Annotated in this window: 17 protein-coding genes and 1 tRNA gene; 6 read left to right on the top strand and 12 right to left on the bottom strand. The window is 57.9% G+C overall.

What is annotated here, in order from left to right; all coding sequences use genetic code 11:
- Positions 1-12: 12 nt before the first annotated feature.
- The 7 genes from ABH15_RS06940 to ABH15_RS06970 all read right to left on the bottom strand — a co-directional run bounded on the left by ABH15_RS06940 (position 13) and on the right by ABH15_RS06970 (position 7,697).
- Positions 13-885 carry a hypothetical protein gene (locus ABH15_RS06940; protein WP_128693637.1) on the bottom strand — a complete coding sequence of 291 codons (873 nt, stop codon included), beginning with the start codon at positions 883-885 and terminating at the stop codon, positions 13-15.
- The gene (locus ABH15_RS06945) at positions 882-1,907 is read right to left on the bottom strand and encodes a Gfo/Idh/MocA family protein (RefSeq protein ID WP_128693638.1); all 1,026 of its coding nucleotides are present in this window, start codon (positions 1,905-1,907) and stop codon (positions 882-884) included. Before ABH15_RS06945 ends, ABH15_RS06940 begins: the two co-directional genes overlap by 4 nt.
- Before the next feature lie 4 nt (positions 1,908-1,911).
- Positions 1,912-2,877 carry a glycosyltransferase family 2 protein gene (locus ABH15_RS06950; RefSeq protein WP_128693639.1) on the bottom strand — a complete coding sequence of 322 codons (966 nt, stop codon included), beginning with the start codon at positions 2,875-2,877 and terminating at the stop codon, positions 1,912-1,914.
- Between the two features lie 144 nt (positions 2,878-3,021).
- Complete coding sequence (gene galU / locus ABH15_RS06955) at positions 3,022-3,951, bottom strand: UTP--glucose-1-phosphate uridylyltransferase GalU (protein WP_128693640.1); 930 nt, start codon at positions 3,949-3,951, stop codon at positions 3,022-3,024.
- The gene (locus tag ABH15_RS06960; protein WP_128693641.1) at positions 3,948-5,216 is read right to left on the bottom strand and encodes a UDP-glucose dehydrogenase family protein; all 1,269 of its coding nucleotides are present in this window, start codon (positions 5,214-5,216) and stop codon (positions 3,948-3,950) included. The genes galU and ABH15_RS06960 overlap by 4 nt, the downstream gene beginning before the upstream one ends.
- A gap of 1,870 nt (positions 5,217-7,086) precedes the next feature.
- Positions 7,087-7,488: a PIN domain-containing protein gene (locus tag ABH15_RS06965; protein ID WP_128693642.1), complete on the bottom strand. Its 402-nt coding sequence runs from the start codon at positions 7,486-7,488 to the stop codon at positions 7,087-7,089.
- Positions 7,485-7,697: an antitoxin VapB family protein gene (locus ABH15_RS06970; RefSeq protein ID WP_128693643.1), complete on the bottom strand. Its 213-nt coding sequence runs from the start codon at positions 7,695-7,697 to the stop codon at positions 7,485-7,487. The genes ABH15_RS06965 and ABH15_RS06970 overlap by 4 nt, the downstream gene beginning before the upstream one ends.
- Before the next feature lie 213 nt (positions 7,698-7,910).
- Between ABH15_RS06970 and ABH15_RS06975 the strand changes: the two genes are divergently transcribed.
- The 4 genes from ABH15_RS06975 (at position 7,911) to ABH15_RS06990 (ending at position 9,793) form a co-directional block, all read left to right on the top strand.
- Positions 7,911-8,147 carry a DUF7557 family protein gene (locus ABH15_RS06975; protein ID WP_128693644.1) on the top strand — a complete coding sequence of 79 codons (237 nt, stop codon included), beginning with the start codon at positions 7,911-7,913 and terminating at the stop codon, positions 8,145-8,147.
- The gene (locus ABH15_RS06980; protein WP_128693645.1) at positions 8,144-8,416 is read left to right on the top strand and encodes a type II toxin-antitoxin system RelE family toxin; all 273 of its coding nucleotides are present in this window, start codon (positions 8,144-8,146) and stop codon (positions 8,414-8,416) included. Before ABH15_RS06975 ends, ABH15_RS06980 begins: the two co-directional genes overlap by 4 nt.
- 365 nt (positions 8,417-8,781) lie before the next feature.
- A tRNA-Gln gene (locus ABH15_RS06985) sits at positions 8,782-8,854 on the top strand.
- Positions 8,855-9,547: 693 nt separating this feature from the next.
- The gene (locus tag ABH15_RS06990) at positions 9,548-9,793 is read left to right on the top strand and encodes a hypothetical protein (RefSeq protein WP_128693646.1); all 246 of its coding nucleotides are present in this window, start codon (positions 9,548-9,550) and stop codon (positions 9,791-9,793) included.
- Between the two features lie 19 nt (positions 9,794-9,812).
- Here the strand turns inward: ABH15_RS06990 and ABH15_RS06995 are convergent, their stop codons facing one another.
- Entirely contained in the window at positions 9,813-10,187 is a 375-nt protein-coding gene (locus ABH15_RS06995; RefSeq protein ID WP_128693647.1) for a hypothetical protein, read from the bottom strand.
- Positions 10,188-10,295: 108 nt separating this feature from the next.
- Here ABH15_RS06995 and ABH15_RS07000 point away from each other — a divergent pair, with 108 nt between their 5' ends.
- On the top strand, positions 10,296-10,589 hold the full coding sequence (locus ABH15_RS07000) for a hypothetical protein (RefSeq protein WP_128693648.1): 294 nt from the start codon (positions 10,296-10,298) through the stop codon (positions 10,587-10,589).
- 176 nt (positions 10,590-10,765) lie between these two features.
- Here the strand turns inward: ABH15_RS07000 and ABH15_RS07005 are convergent, their stop codons facing one another.
- Together ABH15_RS07005 and ABH15_RS07010 are read right to left on the bottom strand one after the other, a co-directional pair.
- Positions 10,766-11,233 (bottom strand): HEPN domain-containing protein, encoded by a 468-nt coding sequence (locus ABH15_RS07005; RefSeq protein WP_128693649.1) that lies wholly within the window; start codon positions 11,231-11,233, stop codon positions 10,766-10,768.
- Positions 11,169-11,486 carry a nucleotidyltransferase domain-containing protein gene (locus ABH15_RS07010; RefSeq protein ID WP_128693650.1) on the bottom strand — a complete coding sequence of 106 codons (318 nt, stop codon included), beginning with the start codon at positions 11,484-11,486 and terminating at the stop codon, positions 11,169-11,171. The genes ABH15_RS07005 and ABH15_RS07010 overlap by 65 nt, the downstream gene beginning before the upstream one ends.
- A gap of 299 nt (positions 11,487-11,785) precedes the next feature.
- On the opposite strand from ABH15_RS07010, the gene ABH15_RS07015 reads away from it, so the two are divergent.
- Complete coding sequence (locus ABH15_RS07015) at positions 11,786-12,244, top strand: CBS domain-containing protein (RefSeq protein ID WP_164913660.1); 459 nt, start codon at positions 11,786-11,788, stop codon at positions 12,242-12,244.
- Here ABH15_RS07015 and ABH15_RS07020 read toward each other — a convergent pair.
- Both ABH15_RS07020 and ABH15_RS07025 read right to left on the bottom strand, forming a co-directional pair.
- Positions 12,210-13,406: a cation:proton antiporter gene (locus ABH15_RS07020; RefSeq protein WP_128693652.1), complete on the bottom strand. Its 1,197-nt coding sequence runs from the start codon at positions 13,404-13,406 to the stop codon at positions 12,210-12,212. The genes ABH15_RS07015 and ABH15_RS07020 overlap by 35 nt on opposite strands.
- A 304-nt stretch (positions 13,407-13,710) precedes the next feature.
- Complete coding sequence (locus ABH15_RS07025) at positions 13,711-15,543, bottom strand: threonine--tRNA ligase (RefSeq protein WP_128693653.1); 1,833 nt, start codon at positions 15,541-15,543, stop codon at positions 13,711-13,713.
- Positions 15,544-15,581: the final 38 nt, after the last annotated feature.

Below are 15,581 nucleotides of genomic sequence, written 5' to 3' on the forward strand. Positions count from 1 at the left end.
TCGGTAATAAAATTATATGTAGTTGCGGATAATGTTGTATGTCTCAATTGCATGGTTTTTTGTGGAGAAGCCAACAACAACAGATGTTTTTTTGGGGAGTGAGAAGAGATACTCATATGCTTCCTGTGGTTTTAAATATCCTGCAGCAAGTGTGCTCATCGAAAGTACGTCAACGTCAAATTCAAGTAAGCACTGTTCACAGGATTCACGTGAGGGGTTCATCTGAAAACCCGCTTTATTGAACGAAGTCATAATTGTGGGCTTTTCTAACCCCCAATCCTCAAAAGCTTCCACGAGTTTGACAAAATTCATCGTTCCGAATGCAGGTGTTGTGTTATAGTTGTCTTGAATATAGTCGATGTAGTATTCGAATATATTTTGCGCTTTAAATGCAAGGGCTAAATCTGTAAGAACATTGTGCAGAAATATTGCCTTCACATTAAATCCTTTAAATGGCAATAGTTCAACGTCGATGAGAGTAGAGAGCATGCTGATAAAATCTTTACGGAGAACGTTGATGCCGCCTTTAAACATAATTTTAAATTTTTCTGAAGTGCTGGCGGGGCTCAGGGTCTCTGTTACCATGCCTGTAATACCCTTTTCGTTTGCCTTCCTAATGTACCCCTGTGCGTAGGGTATCAATGGATAAAAGTTCATATTCTGGGCTAATCTTGGATTTTGCCCTATAGCGTCCATGATATCCCGGGCTTTTGGATGGGTGGACAGCATCATTCCACGACCACCCAAATCGTAAAAGCAATCGATGACATCAATGATTCTGTGAGTCTCACTGAATGTCTGGGTGCGATTTCGAGCTCGATCCTGCGAGAAATGATCCACCCCGATAAACTGGTTGTGTCCGAGTACTATTGGATCAAGTTTCATATCGAATCACCTGGAATAGCACGCCTTTCTTCAGCAGAGCGATAAATAGCATCGATGACCCGTTGTACTTTATACCCTTCGAAGATACTGACATCTGTATGTTTGTTATTTCGCACACAGTCGATGATATGCTCGTCTTCTAAAGTATATTCAGGGCCGCCTAAGTCAAACTCTACGCCGGTATATAGGTCTTGTTTAAACAGCGTCGTCCAACGTGCAGTATCATCGGAATAGTACTTCACATATTCTTCTGTAACTGTGAGCATGCCTTTCTCGCCATGTACCTCGATCTTGATCTCTGGAAGGCGGTAATTTCTCACACTCCATGAGGTATCCAAATAGCCTTCCAGCCCGTTTTCAAACTGAATGTAGGCATGAACAAAGTCCTCGACATCCTTTGAATAGTAACTCTTTGTGTTGCCTTCAACGGATGTCACATGCCCGAAATACCAGAGTAAGAGATCCACGAGGTGAGTAGCAAGAGTGTTCAAAACGCCTCCACCACTGGCTTCTTTCTTGTATCGCCACCCTTTTCCTTTCGAAAATAGTTGTGAAACGTACATTGTAGCGTTGAAATACGTGAGTTCACCTAAAGAACCATTTTCGATTATTTCTTTTGCCTTTCTGAATGTATCGACATAACGTTTGGAGTATCCTATCATGTTGATGACTGGTTTTGAGGAGACTGCTTCAATCAGGGGCACGCAGTCTTTTGCTGATATACCCAGGGGTTTTTCAACAAAAAATGGTGTCCCGGCCTTTATGCAATCCAATCCGATTTTTGTGTGGAAAGATGTTGGTGTAGTGATAAATACGAGGTCTAATTGTTCATTGGTGAGCATATCGGCGTAATCTTTATATGTTTGTATTGCTGGAAATTGTTGGCCGATAAAATTAAGAATAAGATCTTGGGTGTCAGCAACAGCTCGCACTTGCACATTTTCAAGAGCGTTCAGTAATCCTGCGTGCATGATCCCCATCTTCCCCATGCCGACAATTCCTACATTAATGGTTTTGCTCATCAGATCACCTGTTATTGTTGGTGTTAATTGTATTCAATTCGAGTTTTTTCAATCGGTATAGTATCTCATCCTGCACTTTTTTCTGTGTTCTCATAATATCTGCTAAAAGTCCTAGGACGATTGTTGTAAATCCGATTATCAGGAGCAGCATTGCAACCATTGCACTACCGTAAAACGCCACGGTATAGGTGGATAGATAGTGCAACAATGGTTTGAGGCCTACAATAAAACCAGCGACTATCATTACTGATCCGAGGAATAGAAAAGTTCTCAATGGTTGATAGTCCCTATATGATTTTAATATGGTGACTCCTGCTCTTTTAGCGTAATTAAAAATATTCGAGATCAGCCGTGATGATCCTCCCGTCCTCTTCCGGAACAGAATCGGCACCTCGGTATACACAAGTCCCAGATTCGCCGCCTGAATCAGCGTCTCCTGCACATACGTATAGTCTGACATCACATTCAGTCGCATCGCTGCATCCCGGGTAAACGCCCGGAAACCCGACTGCCCATCTGATACCGGCAGCCCCGAAACGTTCCGGGTGACCCAGGTCGCCATCCGGTTGCCGATCGTCTTCTGGAGGGGCATCTCCTCGATGGTGCCTTTTGTGCGGGAGCCAAGGACGAAGTCGGCCTTGTTGTCGAGGATGGGCTGGATCAGCTTCGGGATCTCGCCCCCATCATACTGGCCGTCGGCATCGGTGTTGACGATGATGTCGGCGCCCATGGAGAGGGCGGTTTCAAGGCCCGCACGGAAGCCCGGGGCGAGCCCTTTGTTCTTCTTGAAGCTGATGATCTTATCGGCACCGGCCTTCCGGGCTTCTTCGACCGTACGGTCGGTTGAACCGTCGTTGATGACGAGGACCTCGACGGTTTCGATGCCCGGGATAGACCGGGGGATCTCCCGGATGACGGATGCGATCGTCTCTTCTTCGTTGTAGGACGGGATCATTACGACGAGTTTCATGGAGTGCCTCTGTTTCGTAAGAACTGCTCGGATAGGTGCAGAAGTTCGTCCGTTGCGGGTGCATGGCCTTTTCCAGCTGCAAACTCTCTAGAAACCAGGTCAATCTTTGCTGTTAACATAATCACGGCTCCTCACGTTTGTTAATCACAGTTCGTCTAGTCCTTTGACGGAATCTGGGAGTTCTTGGCCTGCGGCGTTCCAGGCGGCCTTCGACATGGCTGAGTAGAGATGCCGGGATATGCTGTCCCGCAGATCCGGATCTTCAAGGGCGAAGCCGATGATCGCTTCGAGATACCCCGCCTTATCCCCGGTATCATACCGCTTCCCCTGGAACGCGTGAGCGTAGATATCCTGGAATTGAAGGAGGATCCGTATTCCATCGGTGAGCTGGACCTCGCCGCCGACGCCCGGGGCCGTGTGCTCCAGGCACTCGAAGATCTCGGGGGTGAAGACATACCGCCCGATCGCCCCGATATTCGAGGGCGCCTCCTCGATCCGGGGTTTCTCGATGATATCGATGATCCGGTAGAGGGACGGGGTTACCTGCTCCCCCCTGATGATGCCGTAACTGCTGACCTTCTCCCGGGGCACTGCCTCGACCGCAATGACGGATCGCCGCTTCTCCTGGTAGAGGTCGATGAGCTGCTTTGTACAGGGAGTCCGGTTCCGGATGATGTCGTCCCCGAGGAGCACCGCGAACGGTTCGTCGCCGATGTGCTTCTCGGCACGCATGATGGCATCGCCAAGCCCCTTCGGCTCCTTCTGCCGGATGTAGTGAATGTCGATAAGGGACGAGATCTCCTGCACCATCTTGAGCGTGTCATGCTTTCCGTGTTCACGCAGGTGCATCTCGAGCTCCGGCGAGTCATCGAAGTAGTCCTCGATCGCCCGCTTCCCCCGGCCGGTGACGATGATCAGATCCTCTATCCCCGAGTCGACCGCCTCCTCCACCACGTACTGGATCACCGGGCGGTCGATGAGCGGGAGCATCTCCTTGGGCATCGACTTCGTCGCCGGGAGGAACCGGGTGCCGAGGCCTGCCGCTGGGATGACGGCCTTTTTGATCTTTGTCACCAGCAGACCCCCTCGTAAATCTCTGCAGTCCGGGAAGCCGCGGCAATTCGCCGTCCGTCGACGACAATCGTCCCGTTATAGTCGAGGCGCTCGAACTCCTCCCACTCGGTTGTGATCAGGACGGCGTCGGCCGTGAGGACGGCCTGTGCCGAGGGCGCGTACTCGATCTGCGGGAAGAGGGTGGCAAAACTCTCCATGGCGAGAGGGTCATAGGCGACGACCAGAGCGTCAGCATCGAGCAGCGCCTGGATGACCGGGATGGCCCGGCTCTCCCTGATGTCGTCGGTGTTGGGCTTGAAGGCGAGGCCGAGGACGCCGATCCGCCGGCCCTTCAGGTTGGGGATCTTCGCCTGGAGCAGCCTGACCAGTTTCAGGGGCTGGTCATCGTTGACCCGCAGTGCTGCATGAAGGATCTGGAGTTCCTCCCCATACCCTCCAGCCCCGGCGATCAGTGCCCGAACGTCCTTCGGGAAACACGAGCCGCCGAACCCGATCCCCGTCCGGAAGAAGGCAGGGCCGATCCGGCTGTCGAGCCCGACTCCGGCAAAGATCTCCTCCGCGTCGATCCCGAGCTTCTTCGCGAGGTTCCCGATCTCGTTTGCGAAGCTGATCTTTGTTGCAAGGAAGGCGTTGCTGGTGTACTTGATCATCTCCGCCGTCCGGATCGAGGTCTCGATCTTTGGACAGGTGAAGGAGGTGTAGAGGTCTCCGAGCGCCCTCATCGTCCTCTCGTCCATGGCACCGAGCACGATCCGGTCGGGTACGCAGAAGTCGTGGATGGCGTTTCCCTCCCGGAGGAACTCCGGGTTTGAACCGAGGCCGAAGTCCACGAACGCCTGCTTCCCCGATGCCTCCTCAAGCGCCGACCGGATCGGCCCTTCGGTGCTCCCCGGAAAGACAGTGCTCTTGACGATGATGGGATGGAAATCCGGGGTCTCCCGCAAGGCCTTGCCAATCGTGGCGGCTGAAGAGAGGATGTAGGCGAGGTCTATCGATCCGTCATCCCGGGACGGGGTGCCGACGCAGATGAACGTGATGTCTGTACCACACACAGCAGCCGTGAGGTCAGAGGTCGTGGCGAGGCGTTGACGGTTCTTCTGGATCAGGTCATCGAGAGAGGGTTCATAGATCGGCGACTCTCCCCGGGCAAGGAGATCCAGTTTTCTCTCGTCAACATCGTAAAAGACGATGTCATGGCCAAAGTTAGCAAAGCATACGCCGGTAACCGTGCCGACATACCCGCAACCGATGATGGATATCTTCATATTTTTACCGCCAGCGAACAGTTTCCTTGTCCGTCAATTCTTTCAGGTTTCGTAAGCTTTGGAGACTTCTCCGTAGCCGTTGAGTCTGTGACGTCCTGCGATCCCCAGAGACTGTGGGACGAGCGAGGCATTGAGGTCAAGAGTTCTTGCGACCGTTTCGCCCCAAGAATGCTGTGAGACGATCTTCGCTCTCGCTGTCCGTCGCCGTCGAGCATCACGACCGTTTCGCAGCCGAGGTCGTTTGCCCGCTCTGACCTGTCCATCATCGCATGGGCATTGCCGCCGTTTTTGGGTATCTTAGAATCGGTGCCGAGTGGGAGATCGGCTGCGTTTTGGGAGATCGTTGTAACCTGGCTCATCCTGGTATCCTCGGCGGTCTGTCGTTGGCGGTATTGCTGCATGTCACTGGACGGAGAGTCGTCCTGCCCGGCGAGCCCGGCAGATCGATGCTATTTTGCTACTCTATTATTTTTGATGTGATGATATAAAATTACTGAATATGAGTGGAGCCTTCCGATGCAGCTGTACTGGATAATTCCAATATTATTGTTCTGTTTTGCCGGAATTCGTCACGATTGTGCAGGAAGCGGGATCTAAAATTTAGGTGCTGGATATAATACATTCTATTTTTTATTTTGTAACAATGGCGCCTGATAGGAATTATATCTGATACTATTGTGGCTTTGGGGAAATAAATTGTTCTGTGAGGTGTTTCATGCTTCGGATACGTTCGGTAATGGTCTTGTCGCATCGATCGGCGCTGTGTAGGGAGAATGGCGGCTACGGGGCTGGAATTGGGGATAACGGGTGCGTTTCTGCCGGGAGAGAGGGTAAGGAGATCTGGATACCCGGGTGGCGGCCCAGAGCCGGGCGGCCGTGCCCGACCGAAAACCCGGAGATGCTCTTCTTGCTGCTATCAGAGAGACAGGAACTCGTTAAATGGTCGTGCGCTTGAGAGAGCCGGGTGCATGGCGGTTTCGGCCGTTAAATGGCGGTTTTGCGGTCCGCGATGAGCGGCGAAGGGCGACGTTGCCGGTTGCAGGGGAGGTGGCGGGGTACCCTGCCGCACCGTGGCCGGGATGGGTCGGCCGGAAATGCCGCCGGAGCACCGGTGAGGGTGGGTCGGGCCTCACGCGGTCAGAACGGAGGCGGAATCTCACGGTATTTTCCTATTCCGTCGCCGTGCTGCGAGTCCGGATCCAGGCAGAATCCTGCCGGATCTCGACCCGCACAGAAGCCCGTAGACGGCCGATCTCGGGGCGAGGCATGCTCCGCATCCTCCGGAAATTACTCGTGCTCATATCGCCGATGTGGCCTCGGGATCCTGCCGCTTTTCGGCGATCGGGCTCCATCTGTCCGGTTTCTCCGGGCGGCCGATGCCGGGATCCGTGAGCGGCGTTAAAATCGAAAAATAGCCTTTATTCGGCCTTATTTTTGGACGGGGGAGGGGGCGTCTCACCGGGATAGCTTCCCGGCCGGAGAAGGCGGAAAAGGGCGTGTCGGAGACGGACGCCGGCAGGCAGGGGATCTGCCGGCAGGGAGCCCTGGAAAATCCGGTGCCGGCTTGAGTACGTCACCTAACGCTCCCGGCGGCGATACGCTCTGCCTGTCCGGCGCATGCGGATCTTTTCGGGCGGTCGGCAGATCCCTTGCCGCGTGGAGCACCATGTGGCCGTCCGGATCAGCGATCAGGCTGCTCGGGCACGGCTTTTTCTTCCGGTGCTCCCTGATCCCTGCAACGACCGTATCGACGTCCTGCTCGAGCCGGGCTTCGCGCTCGTGTGTGTAATCGCCGCTTCTATCGGTAATCTCCGGCGGCTTCGCGTTTCGGCCACTGTGCGATGAAACGAGGAGACTGATCGTGGCAGACCTACCTTCCCGTGCGCTCATAGGCGCAGATCTCGATATCCGCAACCTCTCCGATGACCAGAAAGTCGGCATCGCGGGTGGCGATCGCACCGGCACCGTGCGCTCGTGCAATCCCGGCGATGAGGGTGTCGAGGGCGTTGACCGGCGTACCCCGGGCTGCAAGGCGTGCCGCGATGGAGCTTGATTCTTCGGCAGCACCGATCGTGTACTCGAGCACCGGGGTCTGCGCGAAGAAGTCTCTGAAGAACTCCTCTTCCTTTCGTGCATGCGTCCGCTTGACGCCGGCCAGTATCTCGTGGCAGGTGATCGCCGTTGTTGCGTAGACCTCATCCCCGAGGCACGAGCGCGTCTCGGGAACACCGCGGAAGAAGTCTATGAGGAAGGAGGTATCGAGGACGATCATACGCGGAACCGTGCGGCATGACGGGTTGCTTCGGCGAAGGCTTCGATCTCATCGAGAGCGGTGCTCCCCGCGAGTGCCCCGAACCGCCGCTCAAATCCGGCGGAGCGTGACCGCAGCAGAAGGTCGATGGCATCGGAGAAGCTCATATCCGGTTCTTTTAACCGGCGGAGATTCTCATAGGTCGATTCGCGGATGGTGATGGTCTTCATGCACCAATGCGTGTATACACGAATTAATATATACCTTTCCCTCGCGTCCCTCGCGTTTGGAGAGCGTTGCAGTGGCCTGTAATGGATACGATGAAGACGGGAGAGCGCAAAGCCGGCAACAATCTCTCATGAGGTGCCCGGCAGTCCGCCCGATACCACTCCCCCGCAGATCCGATGCAAATCCTTATGGGGTAAACTGCAGTATACCTTGGTATGTCCTCTACAACGACGATCAAGATCGCAAGCGATCTCCGCGATCGGCTCAATGCACTGAAGGTCCATCCGCGTGAGACCTACAGCGAGGTGATCGGCCGCCTGGTGGAGAACAGCGTCGACGACGAACCGCTGAGCGACGAGACGATCCGGGCTCTCGAAGCATCTCTTGAGGACCTCAAAGCGGGCCGCATCTTCACGCTGGACGAAGTCATGGCGGAGCTCCGCGAAGAATGACCTGGCGTGTCGTATTCACGGCGACCGCACGGCACGCGTTGAAACGTATTCCGCGGCCTGTCGCGTTCACGATCGGAGAAGAACTTGCATCGCTTGCCGGGAAGCCCGATCCGAAAAAATTCGTCAAGAAGCTGCAGGGGTCGCAGAATCCGCCGTTTTACTCACTCCGGGTCGGCGACTACCGGGTAATCCTCTCCATCGTCGATGATCTGGTGATCATCCACGTAGTCGACGTCGGGCGTCGGAGCAGTGTATACCGAAAGTACTGACATACGAGGAATCCGTCATTCCGGCATCAGTGGGAAAGTGTAGGCTTTGGTCAACGATTTTCCACAAAACTGTCGATTACGTTCGACGGAATCGCCGGAGGTTCACAAGGCCGGCAGGTGCCGGAAGTGCCGACGTCCGGGGAGATGAGGGGAGACGTTCCGTTCCGTCACCGGCGATCGGTACGAGAGCTCTTCGGGTCGGTCCGGCAAAGGCCGTCGTTCCAGAACTGGTGATGCCGGGGGAGCCGCATCGCCGGACGAAGAAGCACCCCGGGTGTACTCATCCTCTCCGGGGAGAATCCTTAATGGTATCGCACAACCAAATAATTTGGCTGCAGAGATCCGGCAGGTATCATACTTTAGGCACCCCCGTAGTGTAGTGGTCAATCATGCAGGACTTTGGATCCGGCGACGGCGGTTCGAATCCGCCCGGGGGTATAATAACGGTACGTTCAGTACCTCCTGAGTTATTCTACGTTTAAGGGGACCCCTGTTATCCTGTTTTCAGCAGGAAGATGTTCCATTAAGTGGTGAGGGATGTAGAGAGCTGACTCTCGGCACCGTGCAGTCGGCAACGAGATCCAAACCACGGATCGGGAGCTTGGCTTTCGTCGGACTATCGCATTGTGGGTAATTGGGGGTGGCTAGCCCCTCTTGGCATAGGATTTTTAGGAAGATTTCAGCGATTTTCGATGATTGGATGGACAAATTGGGCGTGAGGGGCGGCTTTGCCCCTTCACCCACATACGGTGACCTTGATTTATATCGCGAGAATGTGTCTCTTTAAGCTAAGCAGACGTACCTGAGAGAAGAACCTGCCTCTGTAAGAAAACATACGTTAACGTAGATGGTGTCTGTCTTGCAGATAATCTCTGCACAAAATCTGGAGTGAGCGGTCTTTTATCAAAAAATGGTTACAGTGTTTTCTATTTCTACTCAAGGTGCTCTGGAAAGACCGGCGCCGGAAGAGGCGGAGTGACGCCTTTTCGATTGCTGCATATACCATCTCTTTTCCGGCAGAACGCTCTGTGATCGGCGGGCTACCCTGAGCGAGAAGCGCTATCCGCGGGAGAACCGTAAGCCACCCCACGCGAACCAAAGGTATTTCTCATAGCGGCGCCATTCTCGGTCATGGTCGGCACACCGGAATGGATGCAGAGGAGGATGGGACTCTGGCGGCACCGGGGGCACCGCCCGGCACGGCGACCCGGCATGCTGAAGGCCGGGTATGCCGAGGTGCCGCTCGGCCGCGATGCCCTCCGGGCGATCCGAAAGGGGCTTCGGGATATCCGGTTCGGGCGGGTGCCCCGGCTCGGGGCGATCCTCGAGGAGCTCGATATCCTGCAGGCGCCCGCCGAGCGCTCGGCAGAGTCCTGAACCGCGAACCGACCCGCCTCTACCGGGGGCGGGCACCCGGCTCTTCCGGAGCACCGCAGGCACCGCCTGCCCGCTCGCGGGAGAAATCGGCGAGAAAGCGGCATTTTTGCATGAACCCGTTACCGCACCGGATGCACCGGTACTGGGAGTATGCGATCGTGCGGTCAGGAACGTCGACAAACCCGAGCAATTCGCCCGGACTCCCGCAGCGCGGGCAGAGCGGCGTTGCCTCCTCCCGTCTCTTCTGTCTCGTGAGGAGGGCGACCACCGCCCGGTTCGCATCGGGGTAGAGGCCGTCGTGGTCGTCCGTCCGTACCTTATTCATCAGCCACCGGTACAGCGTGTTCGGCAGCAGGAGGTCGATCCGCTGGCGTTCTTCCATGTACTTGTCCATGGAACTCTCAGCGTATAAATGATACCAATTGATACCAGAAGGTATCTTCGATCTGCCATAAAAAACAAGATACTATATCGATCCGTGCGGAGTACCTGAAGAAGAGTGATGGAACCCGCCGAGAACGTAACAGGCAAGCAGGTCGGGGTGCGGCTCCCGGGCCACCTCTACCGGTGGCTGAAGGCGAAGGTGGACGGCGGCGAATACTCCAATATGGCCCAGTCCGTCATCGGGGAGCTGACAAAGGCGAAGGCGCTTGAAGAGCGGCGGTGCGAGCCGGTGGCCTACGATATCCGCGAAGGGCCGGAGAGCGATCCGCTGCTCCGGCTCGTCAACGAGCGCCTGGACGAGATCCGCCGCGAGCTCCGGGGCGAGATCGAGCGGCGGCGGCGCGAGCGGTGAAACCGGGCGGCAGTCCTTCCCTTCAGGAGTTCCGGTTTTGGTTTCAATGGTGGGTAAACCGATCCTATTGCCCTGGCGATAATTCCTGTGGTCGGCCTAGACCACTCGTGAACGAAGTATCTGCCTGCATTTCAGCCTCATGCATTCATCCCGATACGCAACCGTGACGGCAAAGGTCAGTGAGCGGTACCGGCGATGATATGCTCTGCCGCCAAGGCAAAGTCATGAGCCTTTACAATCACGGAGGCTGCCTCTTCTCTGCTGATGGTGCGGCAGATGGTGTACTCCACCTCTTCCCGCAGTTCTTCAGCAAGGTTCAGCGCCCGTCCGTGTTCCGGAGCCAGCTCGCCTGTTTGCACGTATGCGGAACCGATCGCTGCAATGAGCCCTGCGTGAGTTTTTACCTGTATGCCTTTTCGGCGCAGCAGAGCAAGAGCGGAAAGATACATTGCATAATACGCACGGTTCACCGCGTCTTCGTAGAGGCCTTCTTTGCAGAGCAGATGCGCAGCACTGAGCCGCTGGCGTGATTTAACCAGGAGATCACAGATTTCCTTATCCGACCGCCTGATCATGTTATCAAACCGCCACCCCATCGGTTGCAACATTTCTGATAAACGAATAGTTCCGGCATGCCGTAACATCGGCTCGTGATAGCACCTTGACCGAGAGGTACTCTCCGGTCTCGACCATCAGGTCGAAGGCAAGACCCGTGAGCAGCTCGCGGAGGCGAAAGTCTTCGTTGCGGGTGATTACCAGAATATCGATATCTGAGTCCGGCCGGTCGTCTCCTCGTGCAACCGACCCGAAGAGCAGGATCTCCTCGATGGCATCCCCGCATGCCTCTCGTGCCTTTGCCGCGAAGATATGGACAACCGGCCGTATTGTGCGTGTCATATGATGGAAGAATCTCGGTTTTCCTGATGAGTGTTTGGAGGGTATGTGCTTAAATAGTATCTGTCGGCTCCGAAGCAGAGCGTTCGAACCGGTACCGGCCAGGGCGGCTGCCGAACCCTAAAGCGCTCGAGGGCAGGAATGGGGCGAGCGAAGTCGGCATGAGGTTTGGAGGTGTTCCGCTCTGGTATCGCCCGCCTGCTCGTGAGCAGTCTCTCAGACGTGAGCGCCGGATCCGAGCCATTGATCTGAACCCGCTGGATACAATCGCCTTTTTATACCCGCACCACCCAGATCCCGCTATGGAGCCCGGCGAGATACCCATCCGGCAGCTCATGCACCGGGAGTTTGAACACGTCACTCCGGATACGCCCGTCGCCGTCGTCCTCGAGAAGTTCTCGGAACGTGGGCGGCACGACCTGATCGTCCTCGACGAGAACGGCGGCTTCGTCGGGGTGATCCTGCTGACCGATATCCTCGGCTGCGTCGTCCCCCGGCTCGGCATCAGGGCGAAGAAGCGATCCGCAGCGCTCCCGTCCGACCTCCTCTGCATGATGCGGGGCGGCGACCAGCGTGCCGGGGACCTCGCCACCCGGTCGCATATCGCGATCCCGGATCACGCGACCGTCGCCGACGCCCTCGGCCACATGGCCCGCGACCGGCACCCCTACCTCGTCGTCGTGGACGCGGCCGGGGCGGCCGAAGGCTGTATCGAGATCTCCGACATCATCGCGTTTCTCCGGAAGGACGGCCACCTGTAATCCTCTTCTCCCGCCGATCCTCGAGGGCAAACCCCCACCGCATCAGGAGCGGGGCTGCGAAGACCGTCGCGATCACCATCACCGTCACGGCCGAGTAGAGCCCGGCGCCGATGATCCCGGCCGCGAGCGAGACCTGGGCGACGACGAGCGCGATCTCGCCGCGGGCCGAAAGCCCGAATCCCACGGTGAGCGCCGCGAGAGGGCTTTCGAAGAAGTAGCGCGAGCCGAGGTAGCCGCCGAGGGTCTTGCCGGCGATAGCGAGGAGGATAAGCGCCGGGACGAGCAGCGTCCCGAAGACCGCCGGGTCGGGGTGGAAGAGCAGCCCGATCGAGGCGAAGAAGAAAGTGACGAAGAACCCGAACCCGAAGTCGATGATGCCGTCAAAGATGCTCCGGTCGTTCCTGACCTGCCGCCCGAGGATGATCCCGGCGATGAACGCCCCTATGGCGTAGTGCAGGCCAAGCGCATGCGCTGCAGCCGCCGTTGCAAGAGCGATCGCGATCGCCGCCACATAGGGCATCTCGTGGGTCAGCATCGACCGTGATGCCCGGAAGAGCCAGATCGCGAGTCGCCGGCCGACGGTGAAGGCAAACGCGATGAAGAGAACGGCGAGGACGAGCGCTCCCGCGAGCGGCAGGAGGTCGAGATGCCCGGAGAGCGCGACCGAGGAGAGGACGCCGAGGAGGACGATCCCGATGATATCGTCGACGATCGCGGCGCCGACGATCGTGTTCCCGACCAGGCTGTCGAGACGCCGGAGATCGATCAGCGTCCGGACGGAGACGCCGATCGAGGTGATCGAGAGGATCACGGCGAGAAAGAACTGTTCGGCGAAGGAAAAGCCGAGGAGTGCGCCGCCGACGAGCCCGAGGACGAAGGGCACGGCAACCCCGGCCACGGCGGTGAGGGTGGCGGCGTTTCGCGCTGCGGCGAAGGCCTTCGGGTTCATCTCGACCCCCGAGATGAAGAGGAGGGCGATGATCCCGATCGTCGCGAAGACCTCGAGCGTCGCGTCGAGTTCGACGAGCCCGAGGACGGCGGGTCCGAGGAGGATCCCGGCAGCGATCTCGCCTATCATCGGCGGATATCCGAGCCGCTCCAGGCCCTCGCCGAAGACCTTGGCGACGACCAGGATGACGATGATCGCGACGATCGGATCCATGGGAGGGAAGTACCCGTTTGCGCGCAAAAAGCCTTCCGAAGCGTGCGGGCTCTCTTAAGGCAGCCCTCCCCCGAAGGGAGACCTGAAACGGGCGGCGGCCTGTATTCGAGCACGGGCAGGTCTTCCGGCTATCGCATCGCGGGGGAGGTGCGGGAGGAGGCTCGCCCCCTCCTGCAAAAGAGTTCGCGACAGCGCCGGTATCAGAGATGACGGTAGCGAACGGACGTATCGGGAGGCGGAATCTTCTCTCTGGAGCGAATGCCCCTCCTGCACCGTTTTTTGAAAGATCGGTAAAAAAAGGAATTTAGATGAACCGGGGTTTCTTCGAGAGTTTCCGCGGCGTGTAGAGCGGGCGGCAGGGCTTCCCGGCGGTCTCGGTCCTGACGGCGGCGATGAGTTCGTCCTCCGTCATCTGCACCTTGCAGGGCTTCTTCGGCTCGGAGAGCTTCCGCACCGTCACGGTGAGCCGCCCGGTCTCGGCCTCCTGGTCGCCGATGACCGCGACAAACGGAACCCAGTCGACGCCGGCCTCGCGGATCTTCTTGTTCACGCTCTCCTCGCGGTCGTCGAAGTCGGCACGGATCCCGGCAGCGTTCAGGCGTCCGGTGATCTCCTCGGCGAAGGGGTGGTGCCGTTCGGCGACCGGCACGAGCCGTACCTGGGTCGGGGCAAGCCAGGTCGGCAGCGAGGGCACCTTCTGGGTCGCGGTATTCTCGAGGAGCGCGCAGATGACCCGCTCGATGCTGCCCGTCGGCGAGCAGTGGAGGATCGGCGGATAGACCTCCTCGCCCTCGGGGGTGTAGTACTTGATCCCGAACCGGCGGGAGCTCTCGACGTCGATCTGCACCGTCGGGTTCTCGATCGGCCGGCCCTGGCCGTCGATCGCGGCGAGGTCGACTTTTGCGATCCAGTAGTGGAAGCGCTCCGAGAGCACCTCGATCAGCATGGGGACGCCGGAGTCGGCGACGATCTTCTTGATCCAGGCCTCGTTTGCGGCGTAGAAGTCGCGGGTGCAGCGGAAGACGCCGACGAGCGGCGTCTCGAGGTCTCTCCCGGTCTGCCAGCCCATCCGGAGCTGCTCTTCAAACGCCTGCAGGGTGCCGGCCTCGTCGCGGCAGAGGGTGTGCATATCGGGCATCGTGAAGGCGCGAAGACGCTTGAGGCCGATCACCTCGCCCTTCTGCTCGTGGCGGAACGAGTAGGTGGAGAGCTCGTACATCTTCATCGGGAGGGTGTTCGGCGAGATGTGCATATCGTGCATGATCGAGAACATCCCGAAGCACGCCGCGAACCGGAGCATCATATCGCGGTTGCCGCTCTTGAACCGGTACTGCCGCTCGCCGAACTTCCCGGCGTGCTCGTTGATCGCGGTATCGCCGAGGTCGTACATCACCGGCGTCTCGACCGGCATGCCGCCGTAGTCGAGGACGAGGCCGAGGACGTAGTCGGCGAGGAGGTCGCGGACGAGCTTGCCGCGGGGCATCCAGCGGTGGTGGCCGACGTCGGAGAGCGCCTCGTAGTCGACGAGCTCTTTTGCGCGCATCAGCTCGACGTGGAGCGGCTCGCCGCCCTCAGCGCCGGGAAGGCCGATCTCCTTCTTCACGAGCGCGCCGAAGGCCGAGTTGTCGGCGTACTCGGTCGCGTCCTTCCGCTCGCCGGCGGGGGTCAGCACGAAGAACTCGTGCTCGATCTCCTTCTTCGCCGCCGTCTCGGCAGCGCCGGGGACGATCGTCCGGGAGAGCTCGGAGAGCGGGTGGCCCTTGCAGGAGAGGGTGAACGCCTTGTACCAGCCGAAGGGCGCCCGCTTCACCGTCAGACCCTCGTCCGCGGCGAGTGCCTCCTCGATCCCTTTCAGGGCGCCGACCGCCGCCTCGGGCGATGCGAGATCGCTCGAGAGGTGGGCGTAGGGGTAGATCATGATGTTCGCTACATTGAGCTGGCCGGCGGTCGACCGGATCTCGGCGACCGCCTGGCGGACGGCGTCGTCCATGTTCTCTTCGTCGGCCGATTCGACGGCGCAGAAGACGGTGAGCGCCTCGTCGAGCATGTCCTGCATGACGGCTGCTTCTTCGGCAAGCTTCGTCTTCTTCCGTGCTTCGTATTCGATATGGTCTGAGTGTATCAGGAGAAGTCGCATGTCATTAACCCCGGGAACATTCGTTAGCTATCTGTTTT

This window comes from Methanoculleus taiwanensis, assembly GCF_004102725.1.
GTDB classification, from domain to species: Archaea; Halobacteriota; Methanomicrobia; order Methanomicrobiales; family Methanoculleaceae; genus Methanoculleus_A; species Methanoculleus_A taiwanensis.